Annotated in this window: 21 protein-coding genes; 2 read left to right on the top strand and 19 right to left on the bottom strand. The window is 32.9% G+C overall.

What is annotated here, in order from left to right:
- Positions 1-1,023: a zinc-binding alcohol dehydrogenase family protein gene (locus tag BLT22_RS07800; protein WP_091762252.1), complete on the top strand. Its 1,023-nt coding sequence runs from the start codon at positions 1-3 to the stop codon at positions 1,021-1,023.
- A gap of 48 nt (positions 1,024-1,071) precedes the next feature.
- On the opposite strand, the gene BLT22_RS07795 is transcribed toward BLT22_RS07800, so the two are convergent.
- The 14 genes from BLT22_RS07795 to BLT22_RS07730 form a co-directional block, all read right to left on the bottom strand.
- A complete protein-coding gene (locus BLT22_RS07795) occupies positions 1,072-1,968 on the bottom strand; it encodes a sensor histidine kinase (RefSeq protein WP_091762250.1) in 897 nt (298 codons plus the stop codon).
- Positions 1,969-2,011: 43 nt separating this feature from the next.
- A complete protein-coding gene (locus tag BLT22_RS07790) occupies positions 2,012-2,806 on the bottom strand; it encodes a hypothetical protein (RefSeq protein WP_091762247.1) in 795 nt (264 codons plus the stop codon).
- Complete coding sequence (locus BLT22_RS07785) at positions 2,799-3,719, bottom strand: ABC transporter ATP-binding protein (protein WP_091762245.1); 921 nt, start codon at positions 3,717-3,719, stop codon at positions 2,799-2,801. The genes BLT22_RS07790 and BLT22_RS07785 overlap by 8 nt, the downstream gene beginning before the upstream one ends.
- Positions 3,720-3,843: 124 nt before the next feature.
- The gene (locus tag BLT22_RS07780; RefSeq protein WP_091762243.1) at positions 3,844-4,533 is read right to left on the bottom strand and encodes a response regulator transcription factor; all 690 of its coding nucleotides are present in this window, start codon (positions 4,531-4,533) and stop codon (positions 3,844-3,846) included.
- Between the two features lie 386 nt (positions 4,534-4,919).
- On the bottom strand, positions 4,920-5,900 hold the full coding sequence (locus tag BLT22_RS07775) for a permease prefix domain 1-containing protein (protein WP_091762241.1): 981 nt from the start codon (positions 5,898-5,900) through the stop codon (positions 4,920-4,922).
- On the bottom strand, positions 5,897-6,229 hold the full coding sequence (locus BLT22_RS07770; RefSeq protein WP_091762239.1) for a PadR family transcriptional regulator: 333 nt from the start codon (positions 6,227-6,229) through the stop codon (positions 5,897-5,899). The genes BLT22_RS07775 and BLT22_RS07770 overlap by 4 nt, the downstream gene beginning before the upstream one ends.
- Before the next feature lie 152 nt (positions 6,230-6,381).
- A complete protein-coding gene (locus tag BLT22_RS07765) occupies positions 6,382-7,980 on the bottom strand; it encodes an ABC transporter permease (protein WP_091762237.1) in 1,599 nt (532 codons plus the stop codon).
- Positions 7,980-8,879, bottom strand: a complete 900-nt coding sequence (locus BLT22_RS07760) for an ABC transporter ATP-binding protein (RefSeq protein WP_091762235.1) — start codon at positions 8,877-8,879, stop codon at positions 7,980-7,982. Before BLT22_RS07760 ends, BLT22_RS07765 begins: the two co-directional genes overlap by 1 nt.
- A gap of 25 nt (positions 8,880-8,904) precedes the next feature.
- Positions 8,905-9,546: a TetR/AcrR family transcriptional regulator gene (locus tag BLT22_RS07755; RefSeq protein WP_091762233.1), complete on the bottom strand. Its 642-nt coding sequence runs from the start codon at positions 9,544-9,546 to the stop codon at positions 8,905-8,907.
- Positions 9,547-9,642: 96 nt separating this feature from the next.
- Positions 9,643-10,716, bottom strand: coding sequence for an ABC transporter permease (locus tag BLT22_RS07750; protein WP_091762231.1), 1,074 nt, complete (start codon positions 10,714-10,716; stop codon positions 9,643-9,645).
- Positions 10,717-11,985 carry an ABC transporter permease gene (locus BLT22_RS07745; protein WP_091762229.1) on the bottom strand — a complete coding sequence of 423 codons (1,269 nt, stop codon included), beginning with the start codon at positions 11,983-11,985 and terminating at the stop codon, positions 10,717-10,719. It lies immediately after the preceding gene.
- 13 nt (positions 11,986-11,998) lie between these two features.
- Complete coding sequence (locus BLT22_RS07740) at positions 11,999-12,931, bottom strand: ABC transporter ATP-binding protein (RefSeq protein WP_091762227.1); 933 nt, start codon at positions 12,929-12,931, stop codon at positions 11,999-12,001.
- A 113-nt stretch (positions 12,932-13,044) separates the two neighbouring features.
- Positions 13,045-13,680 (bottom strand): response regulator, encoded by a 636-nt coding sequence (locus BLT22_RS07735; protein WP_091762225.1) that lies wholly within the window; start codon positions 13,678-13,680, stop codon positions 13,045-13,047.
- Positions 13,677-14,783, bottom strand: coding sequence for a sensor histidine kinase (locus tag BLT22_RS07730; RefSeq protein WP_091762223.1), 1,107 nt, complete (start codon positions 14,781-14,783; stop codon positions 13,677-13,679). Before BLT22_RS07730 ends, BLT22_RS07735 begins: the two co-directional genes overlap by 4 nt.
- Positions 14,784-15,181: 398 nt before the next feature.
- Here BLT22_RS07730 and BLT22_RS07725 point away from each other — a divergent pair, with 398 nt between their 5' ends.
- Complete coding sequence (locus tag BLT22_RS07725) at positions 15,182-15,709, top strand: hypothetical protein (RefSeq protein ID WP_091762220.1); 528 nt, start codon at positions 15,182-15,184, stop codon at positions 15,707-15,709.
- A gap of 77 nt (positions 15,710-15,786) precedes the next feature.
- On the opposite strand, the gene BLT22_RS07720 is transcribed toward BLT22_RS07725, so the two are convergent.
- The 5 genes from BLT22_RS07720 to tkt form a co-directional block, all read right to left on the bottom strand.
- Positions 15,787-16,890, bottom strand: coding sequence for an NADH-dependent flavin oxidoreductase (locus tag BLT22_RS07720; RefSeq protein WP_091762218.1), 1,104 nt, complete (start codon positions 16,888-16,890; stop codon positions 15,787-15,789).
- Between the two features lie 152 nt (positions 16,891-17,042).
- Positions 17,043-17,534, bottom strand: coding sequence for a hypothetical protein (locus BLT22_RS07715; RefSeq protein ID WP_091762215.1), 492 nt, complete (start codon positions 17,532-17,534; stop codon positions 17,043-17,045).
- A 193-nt stretch (positions 17,535-17,727) separates the two neighbouring features.
- Positions 17,728-18,465 (bottom strand): SDR family NAD(P)-dependent oxidoreductase, encoded by a 738-nt coding sequence (locus BLT22_RS07710; RefSeq protein WP_091762213.1) that lies wholly within the window; start codon positions 18,463-18,465, stop codon positions 17,728-17,730.
- A gap of 333 nt (positions 18,466-18,798) precedes the next feature.
- A complete protein-coding gene (rpe, locus tag BLT22_RS07705) occupies positions 18,799-19,443 on the bottom strand; it encodes a ribulose-phosphate 3-epimerase (RefSeq protein WP_091762210.1) in 645 nt (214 codons plus the stop codon).
- Positions 19,436-21,442 carry a transketolase gene (tkt, locus tag BLT22_RS07700; protein ID WP_091762313.1) on the bottom strand — a complete coding sequence of 669 codons (2,007 nt, stop codon included), beginning with the start codon at positions 21,440-21,442 and terminating at the stop codon, positions 19,436-19,438. Before tkt ends, rpe begins: the two co-directional genes overlap by 8 nt.
- Positions 21,443-21,466: the final 24 nt, after the last annotated feature.

Raw genomic sequence — 21,466 nt, 5'->3', positions numbered from 1 at the left:
TTGTCAGAAAAAATGACAGCGTACGGTTTTGGACATCCTGGAGATAAAAGTAACTCTCCTATCTTTGAAGAAAAAACGATTGATAAACCTAAGCCACATGGTAGACAAATCCTTGTGGAAGTAAAGGCAGTTGCTCTGAACCCCACTGATGTTGCTACTTGGCAGATGAAAAAAGAAGATGACGACTCTTTTACTGTCTTAGGTAGAGATATAGCAGGTATTATTGTAGAAACTGGAGATCATGTAGAATTATTCAAAGAAGGAGATGAAGTCTTTTATCCAGGTTCCAGTAACGTTCAAGGAGCGCAAGCAGATTATCACGTAATCGATGAAAGAATGGTGGCTCTAAAACCTGATAATTTAGACTTTGCTGAAGCTGCAGCTCTTCCATTAACAGCACTCACTGCTTATGAAACATTCTATGATCGTTTAAGGATTCCAGAAAATTCTAATGAGCCCGTCACACTACTAATCATAGGTGCAGCTGGTGGTGTCGGTTCGATTGCAACACAAATCGCTTTAAATGATGGTATACATGTCATCGGTACAGCTTCAAGGGATGAATCTAGAGAGCACCTTGCCCATTTAGGTATTACAAAAATCATTAATCATAAAGAGCCATACCAACCTCAATTAAATGCACTTGGAATTGATACAGTCGATTATATTTTCTTAGCTTCTAATGCTGATGAAAACATAAAAGAAGTAAGTAAAATTGTCAGCCCTCAAGGTCATGTATGTTCAATTTTACCTTTAAGGACTCCACTTCCTATGTCTTTCTTTTCAAAAAGTGTTACATTCAGTTATGAATTAATGTACACAAGATCTGTTTATGAAGCATCCGATTGGATTAAACAACACAACTATCTAACACAATTGAAAACGCACATTGAATCCGGTAACTTAAAGACTACTATTAATCATCGCTTTCATTCGATGAACTCAGAGAACTTGACAAAAGCTTATGAACAACTAATGACTGGTCATACAATCGGTAAAATTGTTTTAGAACATCATAATTAAAAAATACGCGAAGTTCTTCATTTAAAAGAACTTCGCGCTTTTTAATTATTAATTGAGTGGAATGGTCAACTTAAGCTGAAGAGTCGATTCTTTCATTGAGGCTTCCAATTGATATTCTAGAGCTTCTGCTATTTTTTGTGCAATCGATAACCCAAGCCCTGTGGAGCCAACTGCTCTAGTATCATCGCCTTTATAAAGTCGCTCAAATAAGCGATCAACCTCAATTAAGTTCGCATCTTTTACTTGATTTTCAAAATAAAGTATTAATGATTTTTCAGTCATTTCATTATATAAAGCGAACCTTTTTATTCCATGCGTATAGGCATTCTTTAATAAATTTCCAATTAATCGGTTGAAATCAACGGGACTAGTCAAAAGTGCTATCTTCTCTTCAAATAATTGTATAGAAATATGATCAAATCTGTTTTCTAATTCAGAATAGTACATCGCTACTTGTTCTTGTACTAGAATTATTGGATTTGCTGATTCAAAATTCATTTGATATTCTTTTGATTCTAGCAAACTTAAACTATAAAATTCTTCAACTAAGTTTTTAAGAATCTTAGTTCGTTCTTCAATAATTTTAAGATATTTTTCATCTTTCAAAGAGTTTGAATCATTCTGAAGAATTTGAATATATCCCAGCATGGAAGTCAGAGGGGTTCTAAAATCATGTGAAATTGATGATACCATTCGTTTATTTTGTTGAACCATTTCTTCAAATTCTATTCTTGTTTCACTCACTTTTTCAACCATTCGATTAATTTCATTCACCAGATTGTCATGCGATTTAGAAGAACCAGAGTGCCTAATTTTAGCTAAAGCATTCTCATCTATAATCCACTGAAGTTGTTTTTCAACATCCTTTTTCACTTTCCGATCCTGATATAACTTCAGAAAGAGCCCTACATTAACTAACAAACTGAATATTATAATCCAGACCATCTTATTTCCACCATTCTCTATATTAAAGAGTCTTAGCTACAAATTACTTTCCTTCTTTAATTTCAATTTTATTCAAAATAACTACTCCTATTACACTTGCAACAATGAGATAGATTAACGCTACTCCCCATGCTAGGAAAGATGCTGAATAAGAAGCTTCCCCTCCTAGTATTGTCGGCATCATACCATTAGTAGCTTCGTTCATGTGATAAGATAAAGTATATTCTCTTAAAAATTCGATTTTATCAGTAAATAATGAAATCAAATTAAATATTTGAAGAATAACCCCTGATACGAGTACACCCATGCTAATGACAGAAATTGTGCTATTTTGAGTAAAGTATGCCAATATATTTGCAACCGTAGCGTATCCTAGTATTCCGAGAAAAATAGTTACACTTACAATAGCTAAATTCTTGAAACTTTCAAAATCGAATGATCCGTCTTCTATCATTAACAAAATAACGTACATAATTGAATAAAGAATTGCACCTGATAAGAATGTTGTTAAAAGATAAACAATCATTGTAATAACTTTACCAATGATAAATTCAACCTTTGAAAGTCCATTAGTAAAAATGTTCTGATAGGTATTTGCAGACAAGTCATTTGTATACACCGCCACATAGGCTTGAATACCAAAAACTAAGGGGAAAAATTGAGTAAGCAAAATAATTCCAAGCTCCAAATAGCCTTCTGCAAAAGGCGTTCTCCCCTCTACGCTTGTTCTAGCAATAATGACAACAGCTATAAATAAAGCAAATACCACTCCGTAAAAAACAAAATTAGATTTTTTATGGAAGAGTCTATAAAGATCCGCTTTGATATAATTAAACATTATTCGCTCCTCCTTTAGCAATAAGCTGTAAATAGTAATCTTCAATCGATATTTCTTGGGTATCCAACTTATAAAGACTCAGATCATTTTGAACGAATAAAGCCGCAATTTCGGCAGTACGATCTGTCATTTTCATAATGACTAATTCTTTATCTCCATTTACCGTATATTCAATTGATTCAAATTTTTCTTCCAGTAAACAAGTAGCTTTCTCTATATCGCTCACTTTAACGATGACTTGTTCTTTGGTTTTATTTCGAATGACCTCACGATCAATCTCTTCAACTAGTCGACCATCATGAATAAAACCAAATCGTGTTGCCATCATCCCTAATTCACCTAATATGTGAGAGGAAACCATAAAAGTAGTCTTATTCTCTTTATTAAGTTTTTGAACCAAGTGGCGAAAATCAGCAATTCCTTGAGGATCCAGACCATTAATTGGTTCATCTAGCACTACTATATCAGGATAGCCCATCAGAGCATTCGCGATACTTACACGCTGCTTCATCCCCATAGAAAATGATTTGAATTTTTTTTTGACTTTTTCCATTTCAACTAATTTCAAAACACGATCCACTTCAGTTTTATCTGGAATCCCTTTTAATTTCCTGAAATATTCTAAATTTTCTCTTGCAGAAAGATAAGGAAAAAAGTGTGCCCCCATCATAAAACCAATTCTATGATGGGCCTTATTTAATCCACTAGTTGAACTATCTCCAAACATTTTAACTTCACCTGAAGAATAGGGTGCTAACCCCATCATTGTTTTAAAAAGCGTAGACTTTCCGGCTCCATTTTTACCAATTAGACCGTAGATTTCACCTTGTCTTACGTGAATAGAAACACTATCAAGTGCTACAGCTTTACTATAGCGTTTAGTCAAATCGACTGTTTCTATAATATTCTCCATTATGTCACTCCTCGTATTATAAGTTTATAAAAGAATTTATTATCATACTTTCTCTTATTAAATTTTATTTTAAAGTACACTTATTTCATAAGTCTGAAGTGATTCTTACAAAAGTCTTAAATCTTCAGAAATTACTTAAGTCCTTTTTTAATTTAAAGCCAACTCCCCAAACCGTTTCGATTAGTTCTTCACCATGATGATGGCTTAATTTCGATCTCAATCTTGATATATGTACAGAAATCGTATTATCATCACCAAAATAAGGCTCGTTCCAAACAGTCTCAAATAAATTTGCTTTAGTAAACACCTTTTGGGGATGCTCTAAAAAACACTTTAACAAGTCGTATTCTTTTTGCGTTAAGTTTACAGCCAAATGATTTACAGTAACAACCCTCGTTGCATGATCCATTTCGATCGATCCAACCTTATAAAGCGTTTGTTCGTCTGATTGTTGGTCTATATAATTCCTTAATTGTGCCTTTATTCTTGCTTTCACCTCTATCGTATTAAAAGGTTTTGGTATATAATCATTTGCCCCTAAGCTCAGTACGTTAGCTAGTACGTCTACTTCTGCTTTAGCAGTAATCACAATGATAGGTACACTTGAACTCAGTCTGAATAATCTAATAAATTCTTCACCAGAAATACCTGGCAGCATGAGATCCAGTATAATTAAATCGAATGATTCCTTTTCTACTATTCTTTTAGCTTCTGATCCAGCAAAAGCTTGCATTACTTCATATTCTTCATTTAACAAGTCAAAAAGCAGCTCATTAATAGCATTATCATCTTCTACAATCAAAATTTTCTTCATAACATTCACTCATTTCAATAAATAATACATACAATTATTCTCTTCAACAGTTAGTGTACAAGAAGAGGTTACTAATTTCTAGTCATCCTCTAGTTTTATTAGTTTACTCATACATTTTTTGTGCACAACGAAATACTCTAAAAGAGTAAACAGGGTAAAAAATAACAGAATAGTAAAGAATATGAATATGATATTTTACTATACGAAATACAATAATTGAGTCTTAAAAATTAATAAGCTATTGCGAAAAATAGCATGGTACCAAAAAATTCGATTTTCTCTATAATAAAAAAACTCCTAATAAAGTAGTAGAATTCTTATTATTTCTACTTTATTAGGAGCCTATCATATCAAATGCCGAATATCCTTTTAGTATTTTAATAGATTCAATCGTCTTCAATGCCAAACATCGCTTCAATAGTACTTTCTAATATTCCACCAATTGGAAATAATATCCAAGACCATGCCCAAGAGTTCGTACTAAAGCTTATGATCATATATAAAACAACGATACTTGGCCAGTAGATATTTTCAAGTAGATTTTCAATTTTTGTTTTTCTTCTACTATAGTCTCTAGCGGCTATGACCTCTTCTACGGTTTTACCCTTTCTTAATAAGTTTTGATAGCCTGTCCATTTCATTCCTGTATAGATAAATAATAGGACACCTACACTGGCTAGAACAAACATAACGCCTGCACCTAAAAACATAGCTGCTTCAGAATACATGAATGCGCCGAATATTACGGGAAATAAGGAAAAAATGCATAATACAACTCCGAAAACTATACTCAAACCATGAGATTTTTTATAATTTTTGGAAAGAACTTCAATTGTTTCCCGAGCTTCCGGCACCAATATAAACGGCTTATCGTACTGTTTGTAATTCGATAAACGCAACCCTTGAAAAATAAATTGAGCTACGCCTAAACAGCTGAAAATCAATAACCAGATCATTCCAATAAATAATGGTCCATCATTCCCCATTGCTAAAAAAGAAAATGTGGATACAAGTCCACCAAGTCCTACTGAACAAGCTAGTACTCCTAGCCCAATTCCCATTCCCGCTTTGCTTCTTGCTTCAATATACTCATGTGCATCAGCTAATTCAACAACTAACACATCTTCAATATCCATTTCATCTGGAGTTTTCTCATAGTTCAGACCCATTTCATCTAATACTTCTTCAATATTTCCAAATTCCACAATTACGGTTCCAATTGCTTCGTTTTCAGATGCTCCTTCTTCAATCAAGGCTAGATAACGATCTTCCATATTTGCTAATATATCTATTCTCAGTTGTTCCGTTTCTTCAGTCTTTACAACTTGTTTAAACATTTTATCTACATATTCCTCTATTGTATTCAATTTTCTCCACCTCCAAAAAATGTATCAACAACAGACTTAGTTAATAACCATTCCTTTTCTTTCTCTAAGAAAAATCCTTTACCTTTAGCTGTTACTTTGTAATAGGTTCTTTTACGTCCTTGTGTTTCATTTCCCGGATAGGAAGTAATATATCCTTTTTTCTTCAACCGAGTGAAAGCTGGATATAAGGTTGTCTCTTTCATAACATATTGACCCTCTGTTCGTTCTCTAATCTGCTTCGAAATCTCATATCCATAAGAATCCCCTTCAATCAATATTGATAAGATAAATGAATCATTATATCCTCTACTAACATCACTACTGATCATTCACCTCACCTCTTTACGTATTGATTTTAAATTACTTCATCTGTCGTTGTAATCAGTATAGCAAATTTTATTTTATATTACTACATCAGATGCAGTAAAATATAAAAATCAGACCTAAGACGGAGTCGTCTCAAATCTGACTATTATTTAGATTATATTATACTATCTCTTTTGTTGAATCCTATAAATCCTATAAAACTGAATAAAATACCCAGTATTAAAAGTACAAATAAACGGAGAAAACTCATTTCTCCAGCCAAAACATCTGGCACATGATAAAATGGAGAAATTCCTTTAAGCCATTCTGGTATATCAAACAAATTTGAAAAATAAAGTATTACAAAACTAAACCCTAACAGGATCCAAGTACTAAAAATCATTCTAGGCAACCAGCCAAATAATAAAATAACCAGACCAATCATGGTCCATAGCGCTGGAAGGTACACTAAGCCGCTTAATAAGATATCAGTAAAAACAATACCCTTGACTTGAGTAGTCATAACTGCTGCTGCAAAAGCAGAAACTTGAATAGTTTGTAATAAAATACTGACCAAGAAACTTAAAGCAACAAATATCCCTAATACATAATTTTTTGACCGTTTCCCTACTAAAAGATAAACAGATCGTCCTTTTTTCTCTTCACTGTATAATTTCATTAATATCTGAACAACTGGAATAACCGTTGCTATGGATAATAAGCCTAATATAATAGCTATAAATTGATTCACAATATTCTGATCAGGATTATTTTCAATAATTTTTCCAATCACTTCATTCCCCGCTATCAATGTCTCTAAATCACCCATTACAGATCCATATGTCACTCCAAGCACAATAAGTGAAAGGCTCCAGATCAATAGCGGGGTTTTAAGCAGATTTAATGCCAAACCAGGAACGGTCTTCAAAAGTTTTGAAGCAGAACGGCTGCCAGCCTTAGACGGTAGTAAACCAGAACCTAAATCTCGATAGTTTTGAAGGACAAACGCTATACTAATGAATAACAATGTTCCAATCAATATAAGCAGAACGGGCATCCAATCATTAGTGACAAACGGTTTTGTTCTATATAATAGACCTAACGGGGAAATCCAGCTTAACCACTCAATACCTGTATCTCCTATAATTCTCATAAGATAGGTTAATCCTAAAAAAAGCAATGAATACATAGTAGCATTTCTACTACTGCTGGATAACTGTGAAAACAACAATGCAACTGAACCATAAAAAATACCCACTAAACCATAAATAACGCCAGTTAATACGGCGCCATTCACATCCATACTATTATCACCAAAAGCAATCAGTATAATAGTGGAAAGTAACGCAAGTATAATGTTGTATATAGCAAGTAATACCATTGCTGAAGTGGTATGAGCTAATTTACCAGTAGGCAAGGATCGGAAAACTTCAATCATTCCTTCTTCTTCCTCCAGCCTAGTATTTCTCACAACTAGAAGAATTGCACTGATTGAAATTAATGACAAAGTCATCACAGTCATTGTATGTGAATACATAGCACCAATCGTATAGTTGTCTATGCCAATTACTTTCCCAAACAAAGCTTCCATTGCTGGATTTGACATAGCACCTACCATTGCCTGCCTGTCAATTGGATCATCATAAATAAAAACAAAAGCAGTAATTCCTATCAAAACAAATGATAAACAACCCGTTAGCCAAAACAATAGTTTAATTTTTTCTCTTTTAAGAGAAAAATAAAGCAGCCTCTTTGACTGTTTAAATGATTGCATCACACATCACCTTCCGAGCTTCTAGAATAATGTCTCATAAACAAATCTTCCAGTTTAGAAGGCGTACTTTCAAATTTCAATACCCCCAAACCTTGGATTTCTTGAATCAAATCTTCCGTATGATTAGAATCTAATTGAAAGAAAACAGTATCTTTTTCTTGTATAAATTCATGAATATAGTTTTTTTCTTGCAAATAATCGGCAGCCTCTTTTACTTGTAACTTCACTTGAGTACGCGTTAAATGTCTCAAGTCATCAAGGTTTCCAGATTCCACTATTTTACCTTTACGAATAATTGCTACTGTATCACAGAGCTGCTCTACTTCTGATAAAATATGACTCGATAATAGTACACTAGCACCTTTTTCTTTCACTTTTTTAATATGCTCTTGGAAAACTCGTTCTTGAAGAGGGTCAAGACCTGAAGTGGGTTCATCTAAAATGTACAAATCTGCATCTGCTGCAAACGCAGCAATTAGAGCAACTTTTTGTCTGTTCCCCTTCGAATAGCTTCTGCATTTTTTAGTTGGATCGAATTCGAATTCTTTCATCAATTCTTCCTTTTTTACTGTTTCTACTTTTACACCGCGCATACTTAAAAATAAATCAATGACTTCTCCTCCTGTTAGATTCGGCCAAAGATTCACGTCTCCTGGTACATATGCAATTCTTTTATGTACTTCAACCGCCTCATTCCAAGCGTCTTTACCAAATAAAGTCACTGATCCTTTAGTTGCTTTAAGCATACCTAATATAATCTTGATAGTAGTAGATTTCCCCGCTCCATTAGGACCAATAAATCCCAAAATTTCTCCTTCCTCTAGCTTAAAAGATACATCTTCTAAAGCTGCTTGCTTTCCGAATAACTTTGATAAATTTTTAATTTCTAGAATACTCATTTGATCTCCCTCCAATATTTTTAATCTAGATTTTTTTATAATAAATCTTTTTTAGCATTTTTACATAGCTGAAATATTCATCGTAATAAGTTTTGATATTTTCTTCATCCATTAAAAAATCTTCGTTTTGTTTGACTCTCATTTCTAATTCTTGACGGTATCCTTCGAGTGTCCATCTGATAAAATTAAACGTAATTTCTTGAGGAAGATCCTCTCTGAATTTTGAAAAATCGATATTTTTCTTCAATACTTGGGCCCATGTTTCTTCTACAATGGCTCTTTTTTTGATTTGTTCTTCTGACAAATCAAATTCGCCGGTATTTATAAGAATTTTTGAAATAAACCCCATAGGCGCCTGATATTTTTTATATACTTGCTGTTTTAATTGACTCACTTCTACCAGACGTTTGAAAAAATCCGTCTGCTCAAAATCTATTTTATTGAAATACTCCTCATAGGTTAACTGAAAAGAAGTATTAATTAAAAAATCAAACAGTTTTCGCTTATTCCCAAAGTAATAAAATAAGGTCCCTTTTCCAATTTCTCCATTTTTAGCGATGATATTAGTAGATGCTTTTTCATATCCATTTTCCGTAAATTCTTTGTATGCTGCATTTAAAATTATATTCTGTTTTTCTAATGAAAGTTTATTAAATCCTTCATTCACAACTAACGCTCCTTATCTATAACAAAAAGTGACCACCCTGGTCGATAAATTCATTTTATCACTTTTGACCAGGGTGGTCAACATAATTAAATCCTATTATTCTGTTGCTCTTTCCATTAAATTGATTCCAATTCCCATAAATAAAACACTACAAAGCAATAAATACCCTATGGGTTCTAAAGAATTCAGTAGACTCTTATTATAGATAAGTGTTTCAACAATTCCATAGACAGCATGTTTAATCGGCATTAATTCAGCTGCAAATAATAAAATAGGATTGTCGACAAGTTGTAAAGGCCAAAAAGCTCCGCCAATCATTGCCATTGAAGTTGCTACAATAGGGATAACTACCTGTAAGGCAGAAATTGATTTGGCTAATGCTGTCAGTAGTATTCCTAATGATACGATTGATAAAATAAAAGCGAGAATAATCAATAGTAGCGTTAAATAATGTCCACTTATTTTTATTGAGAGCATTTGACTCAGAATAATTAACAGTGTAAATATTTGTATAACGCCTATAGAAAAATAAAATAGTAAGTGTCCTATATATATTCTAGTCTTAGAAACAGGAGAAAAGATTAATCGATTCCAGGTTCCGTATGTTTTTTCTTCAAATAATTTAATCATTAAAAACATAATCGAATATATTGAAAAATAAAAGGTCATTCCTAACATCACAGAAATATTTGTAATCCCCGATCCAAAAGTCGAAAGAGAACTTACATCAAAGCTTATTGCCTCTTTCAATTTAACTTCTCTTTCAGGATGAAGTTTCTTAACTTCATTTATTATCTTTTTCTCTCTGTAAAATTGATTCACATATTGTTTAACAATCGGTAATTGTGAACTTTCTCTACCAACCAAGTATTGATAGGCATCATCATTTAATTCAAGTGCAAAACTATAGTTATCCATTCTAATATCTTTTCTAACTTTATCAGCTTCCGCTGGAATAAAATCAAATGAAGCATTATGGTTTAATTCCTCTACCCTATCAGCTAATTGTTCTCCTGTAAAAGTTTCACTATATACCCTAACTGGAATAGTATCACTACCCTGAGAACCAGCTATTACATTTACCATTAATAAGGTTAACCCTGAAAATAGTAAAACGAACAAAGGATTCTTAATTAACCTCTTCCACTGCATTTGATAGACTGTCCACATTTAGTTCAACCTCCTTTTAGGAAACACGTAAATTGCAATAATCACAAAAATACCCATCATCGCAATGACTCTTATCAATAACGGCATCACCTCTATTAAATCGAATCCAAGCATAATTTGAAGATAAGAAGTTAATACTGCCCCATTGGGAGTCCAGTTTCCAATGGTCTTGATTGATTCAGAAAAGGTTTCAACCGGTGTGAAACTTCCGCCTAAAAAGGCTAACGCAGCAGTAAATGAACTGAAAAATCCTACATTCGATGCACTATTTGATCGTAATGATAGGGAGGTTAATAAACTTGTAATACTCCCAATTAATAATGAATAGATGAACGTAATTATCATCATATTTATCCAAAATGATACATCCTTACCTCCAAAAGTACCGAAAATCAGAGTAGAGAAAATAAAAATAATACCTAATTGTAAAAACGTTAATATCGTTCCAGAGAGTAGTTTGCTTAATAAATAAGTATTTGGAGAGGTGTTCGTCAACATAATTCTTGCAAATACATGTTGTTCTTTTTCTCTGTAGGAACGAGCTGCGATAATTGTTCCGGTACTGAAAGCAAAGAAAACACCCATGCCAATAGTGTAGTACTGAAATGAATTTACTGGATCTTCAGTAGAGATATTGATCATTTTGCCATTATTATTTGAATTATCTAGATTTACCTTTTCTTTATCCGTCATTGCAATTGAACTTTGCAAATTATATTCTTCTACAAAACTATTAAGAAGGCTTTCTAAAACAACAGCATTTAATTGACTCTTATCCTGAACCTTAAGGTCGAAATTTGTAGTTGCTTTATCCTCAAATAATACATTTCTCCAAGTGATATAGCTAAATTCTTTGGGTATCTCTATAATTCCTTGTATTTCATCATTCTCTAAAGCCTTTTCTGCTGACTTTATATCATCGAAATCTTTAACCTCCATTATTTCTTTTATCTCATCACTTCTAAGGAAAGTTTTTAACTGGTTGATCGGATCAATAGATACACTAGAATCTAAAAGATTTTTCATGGTCTCTTTAGGTATATTTTCATTCTCTAAGTCTTCTTCCAGTCTGGATAAATCTTCTTCGTAGTTTTGTTGATTTACTATTCCAATCTTGCCAGTTTCTATAGGACTGCTTGTATTATTCATTAGGTTGCCTAAAGCAAATCCTAAAATAGAAATAAGCAAAAAGGGCGTCAATAACAATTCAATCATCTCGCTCTTGTTTTTTGAAAGTGTTAAAAGATCTTTTTTTAGTAAATTGAACATGCTGCCACCCCCTTTAATCTCGCAGTTTTTTACCAGTTAAATGTAAAAACACATCTTCTAATGTTGGTTTCTTAATTTGGATACCCGTAATGACAATATTAGAACATTTTGCATATTCAAATAATTTGACTAGTAGCTCTTCACTTTTAGAAACGATCAATCTATACCCATTCTCTTCTTTAGTAATCTGATTTATACTTTGATTATTCATTAAACATTCTGTGAAGTGATCATCATGCACGTTAACAGATACTTCTATCGTTTCTTCATTTGTTAAAATACTCTTTAATTCCTCATTTGTTCCTGATGCCACAATTTGTCCATGGTCCATAATGTATATACGGTCACATAGCTTTTCGACTTCTTCCATATAATGGCTGGTATATAATATCGTCAGTTTCTTTTCTTTATTTAATTTCTTAACCATGTCTAAAATATAATTTCTTGACTGAGGATCAATTCCAACTGTTGGCTCATCCATTATTAATATTTCCGGATCATGCAGTAATGCAACTGCTAAATTGATTCGACGCTTCATTCCACCAGAATAGTTTTTAACTGCATCCTTCTTTCGATCTGTTAACTCTACTAATTCAAGTACTTTTTGAATTTTATCTTTAAGAACTTGACCTCTTAGCCCATGAATTTTTCCAAAAAAAGTAAGATTTTCTAATGCAGATAACTCATCATAAAGTGCAATTTCTTGTGGTACAACTCCCAAAAATGGTCGAATTGACTCCGGTTTATCGAATATATCTTTCCCATTATATTTGACAGTTCCTTTAGTCGGAGGAAGTAAAGTAGAAATCATAGAGATCGTTGTAGACTTACCAGCTCCATTTGGTCCTAACAACCCCACTGATTCCCCTTTTTCAATATATAAATTCACATTGTCTACAGCCAACTTATTTTTGTATTTCATTTCCAGATTTTGTGCTTCTAGCATCTAGATCACTCCTTTGTATTGGTTTAATAATATTATACGAAAAAAGAGACAGTCAAAATACTGTCTCTAGTCATTAAATAGGGGTGACTTAAGTCACATTATATTATAATAAGTCAAAATATTTTATGTTTTAATGCATAAATGGCAATTTGTGTACGGTCTCTTAACTCCAGTTTAGTTAATATAGACGAAATATGATTCTTGACTGTCCCAACAGATAAGTATAAAGTATCAGCAATTTCCTGATTATTTTTTCCTTCTCCTATTTTTTTTATAATATCTAGTTCTCTATGTGTTAAAAAACGATTGACTGGTTCATTTGTAGGCTGCCGATCGAGTAGTGTAGGCATTACTCTAGCCGCTACATGGTCTTGAATGACCAATCCTCCATTTAGGGCACTTTTTACCGATTTGATCAATTCAAATGAATCTCCATCTTTCAGTAAGTATCCATTTGCTTTATTTTTAAGTGCTTCTAAAGCATACTCTTCATCATTGAAAGTTGTCAGCATCAAAATTATTGTTTGAGGATGTTGATTTCTAATTATTTTTCCAGCCTCTAATCCATTCATCTCGGGCATTCTAATATCTAGCAATACAAGGTCAAAAGACTTTCTTTGACACCACTCAACTGCTTCTTTTCCATTACTTGCTTCTGCCACGACACGAAACTCCGCTTCTGTTTCCAGCATCATTTTAAGCCCTTGTCTAACTAATACTTGATCTTCTGCAATTAAAATATCAATCATTTCTTCACCTCTAGTGGAAATTGAAAAATTAAACTTAACTGATCTTCCGTCTGGCTGAAATTCAATCTGCCACCGATTGTTACCAGTCGTTCGCGCATACTTGTTAAGCCAAATCCTTCAATGATCCTGATCTTTTGAGTAACCGGATGGCTAATTTCAACTCTGAAATCTTTCTGAGCAATTATTTCGAATTTAATGTCCGCTGTTCTGCTTTCACTATGTCGCATCATATTAGTCAGGGCTTCCTGTATTGACCGATATAACACAACAGATTGTTGATTTGTAAAATTTAAATGGAGCACACCTGGTTGGAATCTGAGGGCTAATCTTAAATGACTCTCTGCTTCTAACTTTCTTATTAATAAAATGATCGCTTGCAAACCGGAGTGTTCCTGAGTTTTAAGGGCTCTGACAGCTTTACGGGTATCCTGCAAACTACTTTGTGCTAATTGTTTAAGATTATCATATTGCATTTCTGTATGTTTATCATTTGCTTTTAAACGAGCCACTTCTAGCTGCATCAATAATGCAGTTAATCTATGTCCCACAGAATCATGAATTTCTCTAGCGACTTGGTTACGTTCTTCTTGTCGAATGACTTCTTCATTATTTATAATTTGTCGTTTCATAAATCGATGTTCATCATACACCTTTATGTACTTTTTCTTTAACTCTTTATTTCTTAACTCATATTTTCTTAATTGATTGATTAGTAAAATGGTTAAGAAAACCATAAAAACTATAAATAATACTTGTGTTATTTCAGCGTTTAATAAAAATGGAAATAATGATAAGGCATACACAACTATTACAGTTAGATACAATAATTTAGGTTTAAATAACCCATTAAATTCTATCAAAAAAATCGTATACATAAACCAAGTAAAGAAATTTAGATTATTAGAATAAAAAATAGATAACATCAAAAGTAAGGATAGAATGAATAATCCTTTTTTTATTTTATTTTCAAAAAGCGGCATTAAAAAATAGATAGAAAAAAATAAAGCACTTAATAGAATTGCTTTGGTGTCAATCCCTTTATTTATTAAAGCGAACATCCAACTAAAAAACAATAACAAAAAATTCAACCAAAAAGTTTTCAAACATTCCCCTCCTATGCTACATAATATTAGCAGTATAATTCTATTATACTATAATTAACAAGTGACTTTTGGACAATATCCTTTTATATTTCATAAAAAAAGAATAGGTTACACCGAGTTTGACAGAAAAGATAAACTGTGAAAAAAGAAAATCTAGCGGGTCAGCATAATTAATCATTCTGACAACGAGGTAGCCTTATTATGTGATTTACGACAAGAAAACATCTACTATATAAACTTTGCTGTGAATATTTTATTATTTGTTACTCTCAATGCGTAATAGTTGAACAAATACAATGTTTTCTGTAACATATTTATATAAGAGTTGTTATTTTAAACCGAAGATTAACTAAATTTAAATTTTGTTTTCAAGATTTTTTAGAAAGGGGGAATTCATAATGGGATTTATAAATTCCATTGAAAAATTCTGGAAGAAACAATCGAATCAATCGCAACAGCTTATAAAAGATATTCCGGTATTTAAAAAGAAAAATCGTACACCACTTTCAATAGAATATAAAATTCAAATCAATGCGAGTGAATTAACTTCAAGCCAAGATCTCATCAATCAAATTACGGAAAATATGATTAGACATACTCAAATTAAAAGAAATTATGCTGGTAAACGAGAAGAAGATTTGAGAAATTACAACGAAAAAGTCTATAAATATGAAAGTTATTCTACTAAGTATGTTAAGCTCATTCCTAATGAAATAGGCCGTTTAGATGTCTATATCAATTCTATATTTTTAGGTAAATTACCTAAAAATTATACAAGTAATACAATTCATTATCTACAATCAACTGTGATAACAGCCTTTGCTTTTGTTAAAGGTGGACCATATAAGTATTTCAATCCTAAGACACAAACCGTTGTACAAGAAGCAGATCCTTTTGATATCAGTATCTACATTCAATTTAGCTGATTCTTAAATTAGAATCATACAAAAAGCTGCAAAGAAATGCTGAAATATTCAGCGTTTCCTTACAGCTTTTTTATTTGTTATTTTATGCGTTCCGGCATCATTGCATTCATGAACATCCATACACCTGTATTTAACTTCAATTCATCACGCTCTTCTTCAGTAACTGTGTAGCGGATCAAATCTTCTCTATTACTTAGTACTTTGCTTGTCCAATGTGGATCTGCAAGCAAGACTCTACCTAGAGCAACCATCTCACTATCTTTAAGAGCTGTTTTAGCATCTGAACCTGTTTGAATATTTCCAACACTGATTAATGGAACTCTTCCGGCAATTTTATCATGAACCACTTCTAAAATGGTCTGTTCTTTTTTTTCATCAAATTTAGAATACTGTTTGTAATCCCCTAGAGAAATATGCAGATAATCAAGATTCTTATCAGATAATTGATCTACAAGATAAAGAGTATCGTCTATTCTAATTCCAGGTTCTTCATATTCTTCTGGTGAAAATCTATATCCTACAATAAAGGGTTCTGAGGCATTTTCTTTTACCGATTTGATTACTCCATCAACTAACTGATTAACAAAATGGAAGCGTTTATCCAGACTGCCGCCCCATTTATCCTCTCTTCTATTAGAATGTGGAGAAAAAAATTGCTGAATTAAATAAGTATTTGCTCCATGTATTTCTATCCCGTCGAAACCAGCCTTAATTGCTCTTACAGTAGCTGCTTTAAAATCTTCAATTACTTGAATAATTTCATCATCTGTTAATGCTCTAGGTTCTTCAGCATCTGCTCGTTCTGCTTTTACTTTACTAGCTGAAACTGGCTGTTTTCCTCTTAAAATTTTTGAATTAGTCATTCTTCCACCATGAAAAATTTGCAGTATAGCTTTAGTTCCAGATTTTTTTATAGCAGCCGCTAAATTAGATAGCCCTTTGATATGTTTATCATCATAAACCCCTAGCTCGCCTTCCCAGCCTTGCCCAATTTCTTGTACATTGGAAGCAGCTGTAATAACAGCACCAACTTCTCCACTTCTAAGTGAGTAATATTGTAACTCATTTTCAGTGATCGTTCCGTCAAAAAAGCTCATCATATTAGTCATTGGTGCCATAATCGCTCTGTTTTTTAAGGTTACGCCACTTTTTAATTTAATTGAATTTCCTAATGTACTCATTCAAAACATCCTTTACTTTTTATCTACTTACTTATTGTAACTCTTTTCTTGAATAACATCAATCTTTATTGCTAATTAAAAAACAGTCTATTAGATCAAGTTAAATAACATGACCTAATAGACTGTTTTAAATTTAATTATATAAAAATTCATTACACTGTTTTATTCGTTAATTTCGCTCCATAAATATCTTGCACGGTCTTATCTGGATCTATTACGATATATAATTTATCCTCATCTGATATCATACTTGATTGATATTGATTATCATGTCCATCAACATCCAACGCTTTATATGGAAAATAAATACGATCCTTATCTACACTGACAGGTTTATCTCCATTAATGCGATCACGATAAAGGATATCCATCATTTCTATATCTTGGAATTGTTTTACCCGATTGAACATGCCGGCTTCTAATCCACCTAGATTTATATCATTTGAGTTAACAGAATCTGCTTCTCTTGTTATTTCAATTTTTAATGATTCACAAGGATGAATTTCTTGAAAGTCATTTTCACCTATACGACCAAAACTAGTTGTTACTTGTTTAATCCATAAATCGCCTATATGCTTACGTTCAATTGTCCAAGTTTCACCATTTCTAAAAATAAATTTTAACGCACACATTACTTTTTTCACCTAAATCTCCTCCTTTTATTGTGAATAGTTTAACAAAAAATAAGAGAAAAATAAAGCTAAAATATAGATTTAAATATTTATTTAACTATTCATTGTTAGTTATTGAACAAATTATGACGAGATATATGATTTTTATTAAAAAAGCATAAAATGACTTTAGAAGTCATTTTATGCTTTACTTCAAATGAAATGATTATCTTCCTACTGTCCATCCACCATCTATAACCAATGAGGCTCCTTGCATATAGTTTGAGTCCTCTGAAGCTAAAAATAAAGCAGCGGAGGCAATTTCTTCAGGTTTACCTCCTCGTTTAGCAGGAATATCACTTAATCTCTCATCATCAATTCCTTCAGTCATTGGTGTATTTACAAATCCAGGTGCCAGCAAGTTTGCTTTAATCCCTTTTTGGCCAAAGTCATAAGTTAATTGTTTAGTAAACCCTTCAATTGCATGTTTAGAGGTAACATAAGTGGATCCACCTGGTCCAGCTACTAAAGTGGCCTGAGAACCTACATTTATAATTGTACCGTTTCCTTTTTCAATAAATATAGGCAGAACGGCTTTAGTGGCCAGATAGGGTCCTTTTACATTTACTTCCATAATTTTATCATAGTCAGATTCTTCAGTGTCTAATACTGTTTTGTACCCATCATGTATTCCGGCACCGTTATATAGTATATCAATTGTTCCATATTGATCCAGAATTTTTTTGGTTGCCTGTTTAATCTCATCAGCTTTAGTAGTATCAACTTGAACAAAAATTGCTTCATTCTGATTATCACTAATCTCTTGAACTATTCTTTTTCCTTCTTCTTCATTACGTCCACCCACAACTACCTTTGCGCCTTCTTTGGCGAATAGCTTGGAGGTTGCTTCTCCGATACCTGAAGTTCCACCTATAATAAAGGCTACTTTATTTTCTAGTCTCATTACACTATCTCCTTTTATCTAATTTTTTTAATAAAGCATTAATTTCTATAAATTTAATTGTCTTATACAATGCATTCTAAATTTTATTATTTAGTTACAAACTGATCTATGAAGGAATGGATTACACTGTCTGACTATATTCATTAAATAGAAACGCTTTGTCCATATTCAATGTACATCATGTGTAATTTTTGTTCAAAATATTCAACTTATTATAGAAGGATTATTACAATAAAAATTCTATTACTATAAATAAATTTTCTATTCAAATGGCAGTTAATAAAAAATCCTTATGAATACATTAATTAATGTATTCATAAGGAAACTATATTATTAATTTTTTAATTCTTGAATTATTTTTTCTCTATTTAATGCATTGATATAATAGGATCCAACTGCTAATACATCAGCTCCAGCATTCACACATTTTTTGCCTGTTACCTTATTGATTCCTCCATCAACTTCTATCATATAACTTAAATGATGATGTGTCCGATGAAGATCCAACGTTTGTAAATTTTCTAAAGTAGCTTCTATAAATGCTTGGCCTCCAAATCCTGGTTCAACTGTCATTTGCAATACCAAGCTCACTTTATCTAAATATTTTTTTATAGATTCAACACTTGTCGTTGGTTTAATCGCTAATCCTGGTTTACATCCATGTCTGCGTATCAGACTAAGCACTTCATCCAATTGATTACAGGCTTCATAATGCACCGTTAATATATCAGCTCCCACACTGGCAAATGTTTCAATATATCTTGCTGGATTATCTATCATGAGATGAACATCAAGCGGTATCTTCGTCATTCTTTTTACTTGAGCAACTATATCAGGACCGAATGTAAGATTGGGAACAAAATGTCCATCCATTATATCAATATGAATATAATCGGCCTTTGATTTTTCAATAGACTTAATTTCTTTTTCCAGATTCAAAAGATCGGAGGAAAGTATTGATATCCCAATTTCAGTCATTTGAATCCCTCATTTTCATTTGCTCTAAAACTGTATTGGCTATGTTATCTGCTGTAAATCCGAATTTTTCAAATAATATCTCTCCTGGTGCTGATGCACCAAAATGATCGATTCCTATAGAAACACCACTGTCCCCAACAATCTCTTTCCAGCCAAATGTGGAACCAGCTTCAATCGATACTCTTACTTTTACATCGTCAGGTAAAACAATTTTTTGATAATCCTGGTCTGTTTGTTTAAAGAGTTCCCAGCTAGGCATACTAATTACAGATACAGAAAGATTATGTTCTTTTTTTAACTTTTTCTGAGCTTCTATAGCAATAGATACTTCAGACCCAGTAGCAATTAATAATGCTTCTGGTTTACTGTTAGACTCAGAAACGATATAAGCACCTTTTTGAACCCCTTCAAGAATTCGATCTTGTTTGTTTGATAACACAGGAAGATTCTGACGAGATAAAACTAAAGCAATAGGTCCATCATTATTTTCTATGGCTATATTCCAAGCAGCAACCGTTTCTTTAGCATCTGCTGGTCTAATTACTCTTAAACCTGGCATAGCTCTTAATGAGGCAAGCTGTTCAATGGGCTCATGTGTGGGACCATCTTCTCCTACCGCTATACTATCATGAGTAAATACATACGTTACTGGCAATTTCATAAGAGAAGAAAGTCTAATTGCTGCTCTCATATAATCGGAGAAAACAAAGAATGTTGAACCAAATACTTTTAATCCACCATGTAATGCCATACCATTCAAGATACTGCCTACAGCAAATTCTCTTACACCGAACCAAATATTTCTTCCATCAGTTGAATCTTTAGAATAAGCATTACTTGAATTAATAAATGTTTTATTTGATCCCCCCAGATCAGCTGATCCTCCAAAAACTTCAGGCAAAATATCTGCAACTTGATTGATCATCTCTCCTGAAGCAGATCTAGTAGCTAGCTTAGTGTTAGCATCCTTAAACTCTGGAAATACTGATGAGAGATTCTCTGGAGTTTCTCCTTCCACCACACGTAAGAATTGCTCAGAAAGAACGGGATATTCTTCTGTATAGGCAGAAAATAGTTCTTGCCAGATACTTTCCAAGTTTTCCCCTTTATCTTTATAAGTTCTTAATTCTGTTTTTACTTCTTCGGAAATATAGAAAGGTTCTTCAGTCCATCCATATGCTGCTTTACTTGCTATAGCTTCCTCAGCACCTAGAGGAGCCCCATGAGATGCAGAACTTCCTGCTTTATTTGGTGATCCGAAACCAATAATAGTTTTAACTTCTATTAAAGTCGGACGATTCTCATCACTTTTTGCCTGAGTTAAAGCTTTATCTATTTCTGCCAGATTATTTCCATCTTCCACACGGAGTACCTGCCAACCGTAAGCTTCGTATTTTTTGTGAACATTTTCACTAAAAGACATATTCAAATCTCCATCCAATGAAATATCATTGGAATCATAAAGTACAATAAGCTTACTTAACTCATTATGACCAGCAAAAGAGGAAGCTTCTGAAGCCACGCCTTCCATCAAATCTCCATCACCACAGATAACATAAGTAAAGTGATCTACTATGGGGTAGTTTGGTTTATTATATTGAGCAGCTAGATGAGATTCAGCAAGTGCCATACCTACGCCCATTGCGATTCCTTGTCCTAAAGGGCCAGTTGTCGCATCCACTCCATCTGTTTCTCCATATTCTGGATGTCCGGGTGTTTTACTGCCCCATTGACGGAATTTTTTCAGATCTTCTAACGATAAATCATAACCAAATAGATGTAAAAGACTATAATACAGTGCGGATCCATGTCCAGCTGACAGAATAAAACGATCTCTGTTGAACCAGTCAGAATTATTAGGGTTAAACTTTAGATGATTTGCCCAAAGAGTATAGGCCATTGGGGCAGCCCCCATCGGCATCCCAGGATGACCGGAATTAGCTTTTTCCACCATGTCTATTGATAAAGTTCTAATCGTACTGACTATTTTTTCATCCATTAAAGTAAATTCTTGAGTCTTAGT

The organism is Marinilactibacillus psychrotolerans (assembly GCF_900101525.1).
GTDB lineage: Bacteria > Bacillota > Bacilli > Lactobacillales > Carnobacteriaceae_A > Marinilactibacillus > Marinilactibacillus psychrotolerans.
The sequence above is the reverse complement of the archived record's forward strand: the minus strand, read 5'-3'. Positions and strand labels throughout refer to the sequence as shown.

What these genes read in the sequence shown, in the direction of transcription:
- BLT22_RS07750 (WP_091762231.1), bottom strand. Translation starts at nt 10,716, where the DNA reads ATGTGGACAGTCTATCAAATGCAGTGGAAGAGGTTAATTAAGAATCCT.
- BLT22_RS07725 (WP_091762220.1), top strand. Translation starts at nt 15,182, where the DNA reads ATGGGATTTATAAATTCCATTGAAAAATTCTGGAAGAAACAATCGAAT.
- BLT22_RS07760 (WP_091762235.1), bottom strand. Translation starts at nt 8,879, where the DNA reads ATGAGTATTCTAGAAATTAAAAATTTATCAAAGTTATTCGGAAAGCAA.
- BLT22_RS07735 (WP_091762225.1), bottom strand. Translation starts at nt 13,680, where the DNA reads ATGATTGATATTTTAATTGCAGAAGATCAAGTATTAGTTAGACAAGGG.
- rpe (WP_091762210.1), bottom strand. Translation starts at nt 19,443, where the DNA reads ATGACTGAAATTGGGATATCAATACTTTCCTCCGATCTTTTGAATCTG.
- BLT22_RS07710 (WP_091762213.1), bottom strand. Translation starts at nt 18,465, where the DNA reads ATGAGACTAGAAAATAAAGTAGCCTTTATTATAGGTGGAACTTCAGGT.
- BLT22_RS07780 (WP_091762243.1), bottom strand. Translation starts at nt 4,533, where the DNA reads ATGAAGAAAATTTTGATTGTAGAAGATGATAATGCTATTAATGAGCTG.
- BLT22_RS07745 (WP_091762229.1), bottom strand. Translation starts at nt 11,985, where the DNA reads ATGTTCAATTTACTAAAAAAAGATCTTTTAACACTTTCAAAAAACAAG.
- BLT22_RS07770 (WP_091762239.1), bottom strand. Translation starts at nt 6,229, where the DNA reads ATGATCAGTAGTGATGTTAGTAGAGGATATAATGATTCATTTATCTTA.
- BLT22_RS07740 (WP_091762227.1), bottom strand. Translation starts at nt 12,931, where the DNA reads ATGCTAGAAGCACAAAATCTGGAAATGAAATACAAAAATAAGTTGGCT.
- tkt (WP_091762313.1), bottom strand. Translation starts at nt 21,442, where the DNA reads ATGGATGAAAAAATAGTCAGTACGATTAGAACTTTATCAATAGACATG.
- BLT22_RS07790 (WP_091762247.1), bottom strand. Translation starts at nt 2,806, where the DNA reads ATGTTTAATTATATCAAAGCGGATCTTTATAGACTCTTCCATAAAAAA.
- BLT22_RS07785 (WP_091762245.1), bottom strand. Translation starts at nt 3,719, where the DNA reads ATGGAGAATATTATAGAAACAGTCGATTTGACTAAACGCTATAGTAAA.
- BLT22_RS07795 (WP_091762250.1), bottom strand. Translation starts at nt 1,968, where the DNA reads ATGGTCTGGATTATAATATTCAGTTTGTTAGTTAATGTAGGGCTCTTT.
- BLT22_RS07720 (WP_091762218.1), bottom strand. Translation starts at nt 16,890, where the DNA reads ATGAGTACATTAGGAAATTCAATTAAATTAAAAAGTGGCGTAACCTTA.
- BLT22_RS07765 (WP_091762237.1), bottom strand. Translation starts at nt 7,980, where the DNA reads ATGCAATCATTTAAACAGTCAAAGAGGCTGCTTTATTTTTCTCTTAAA.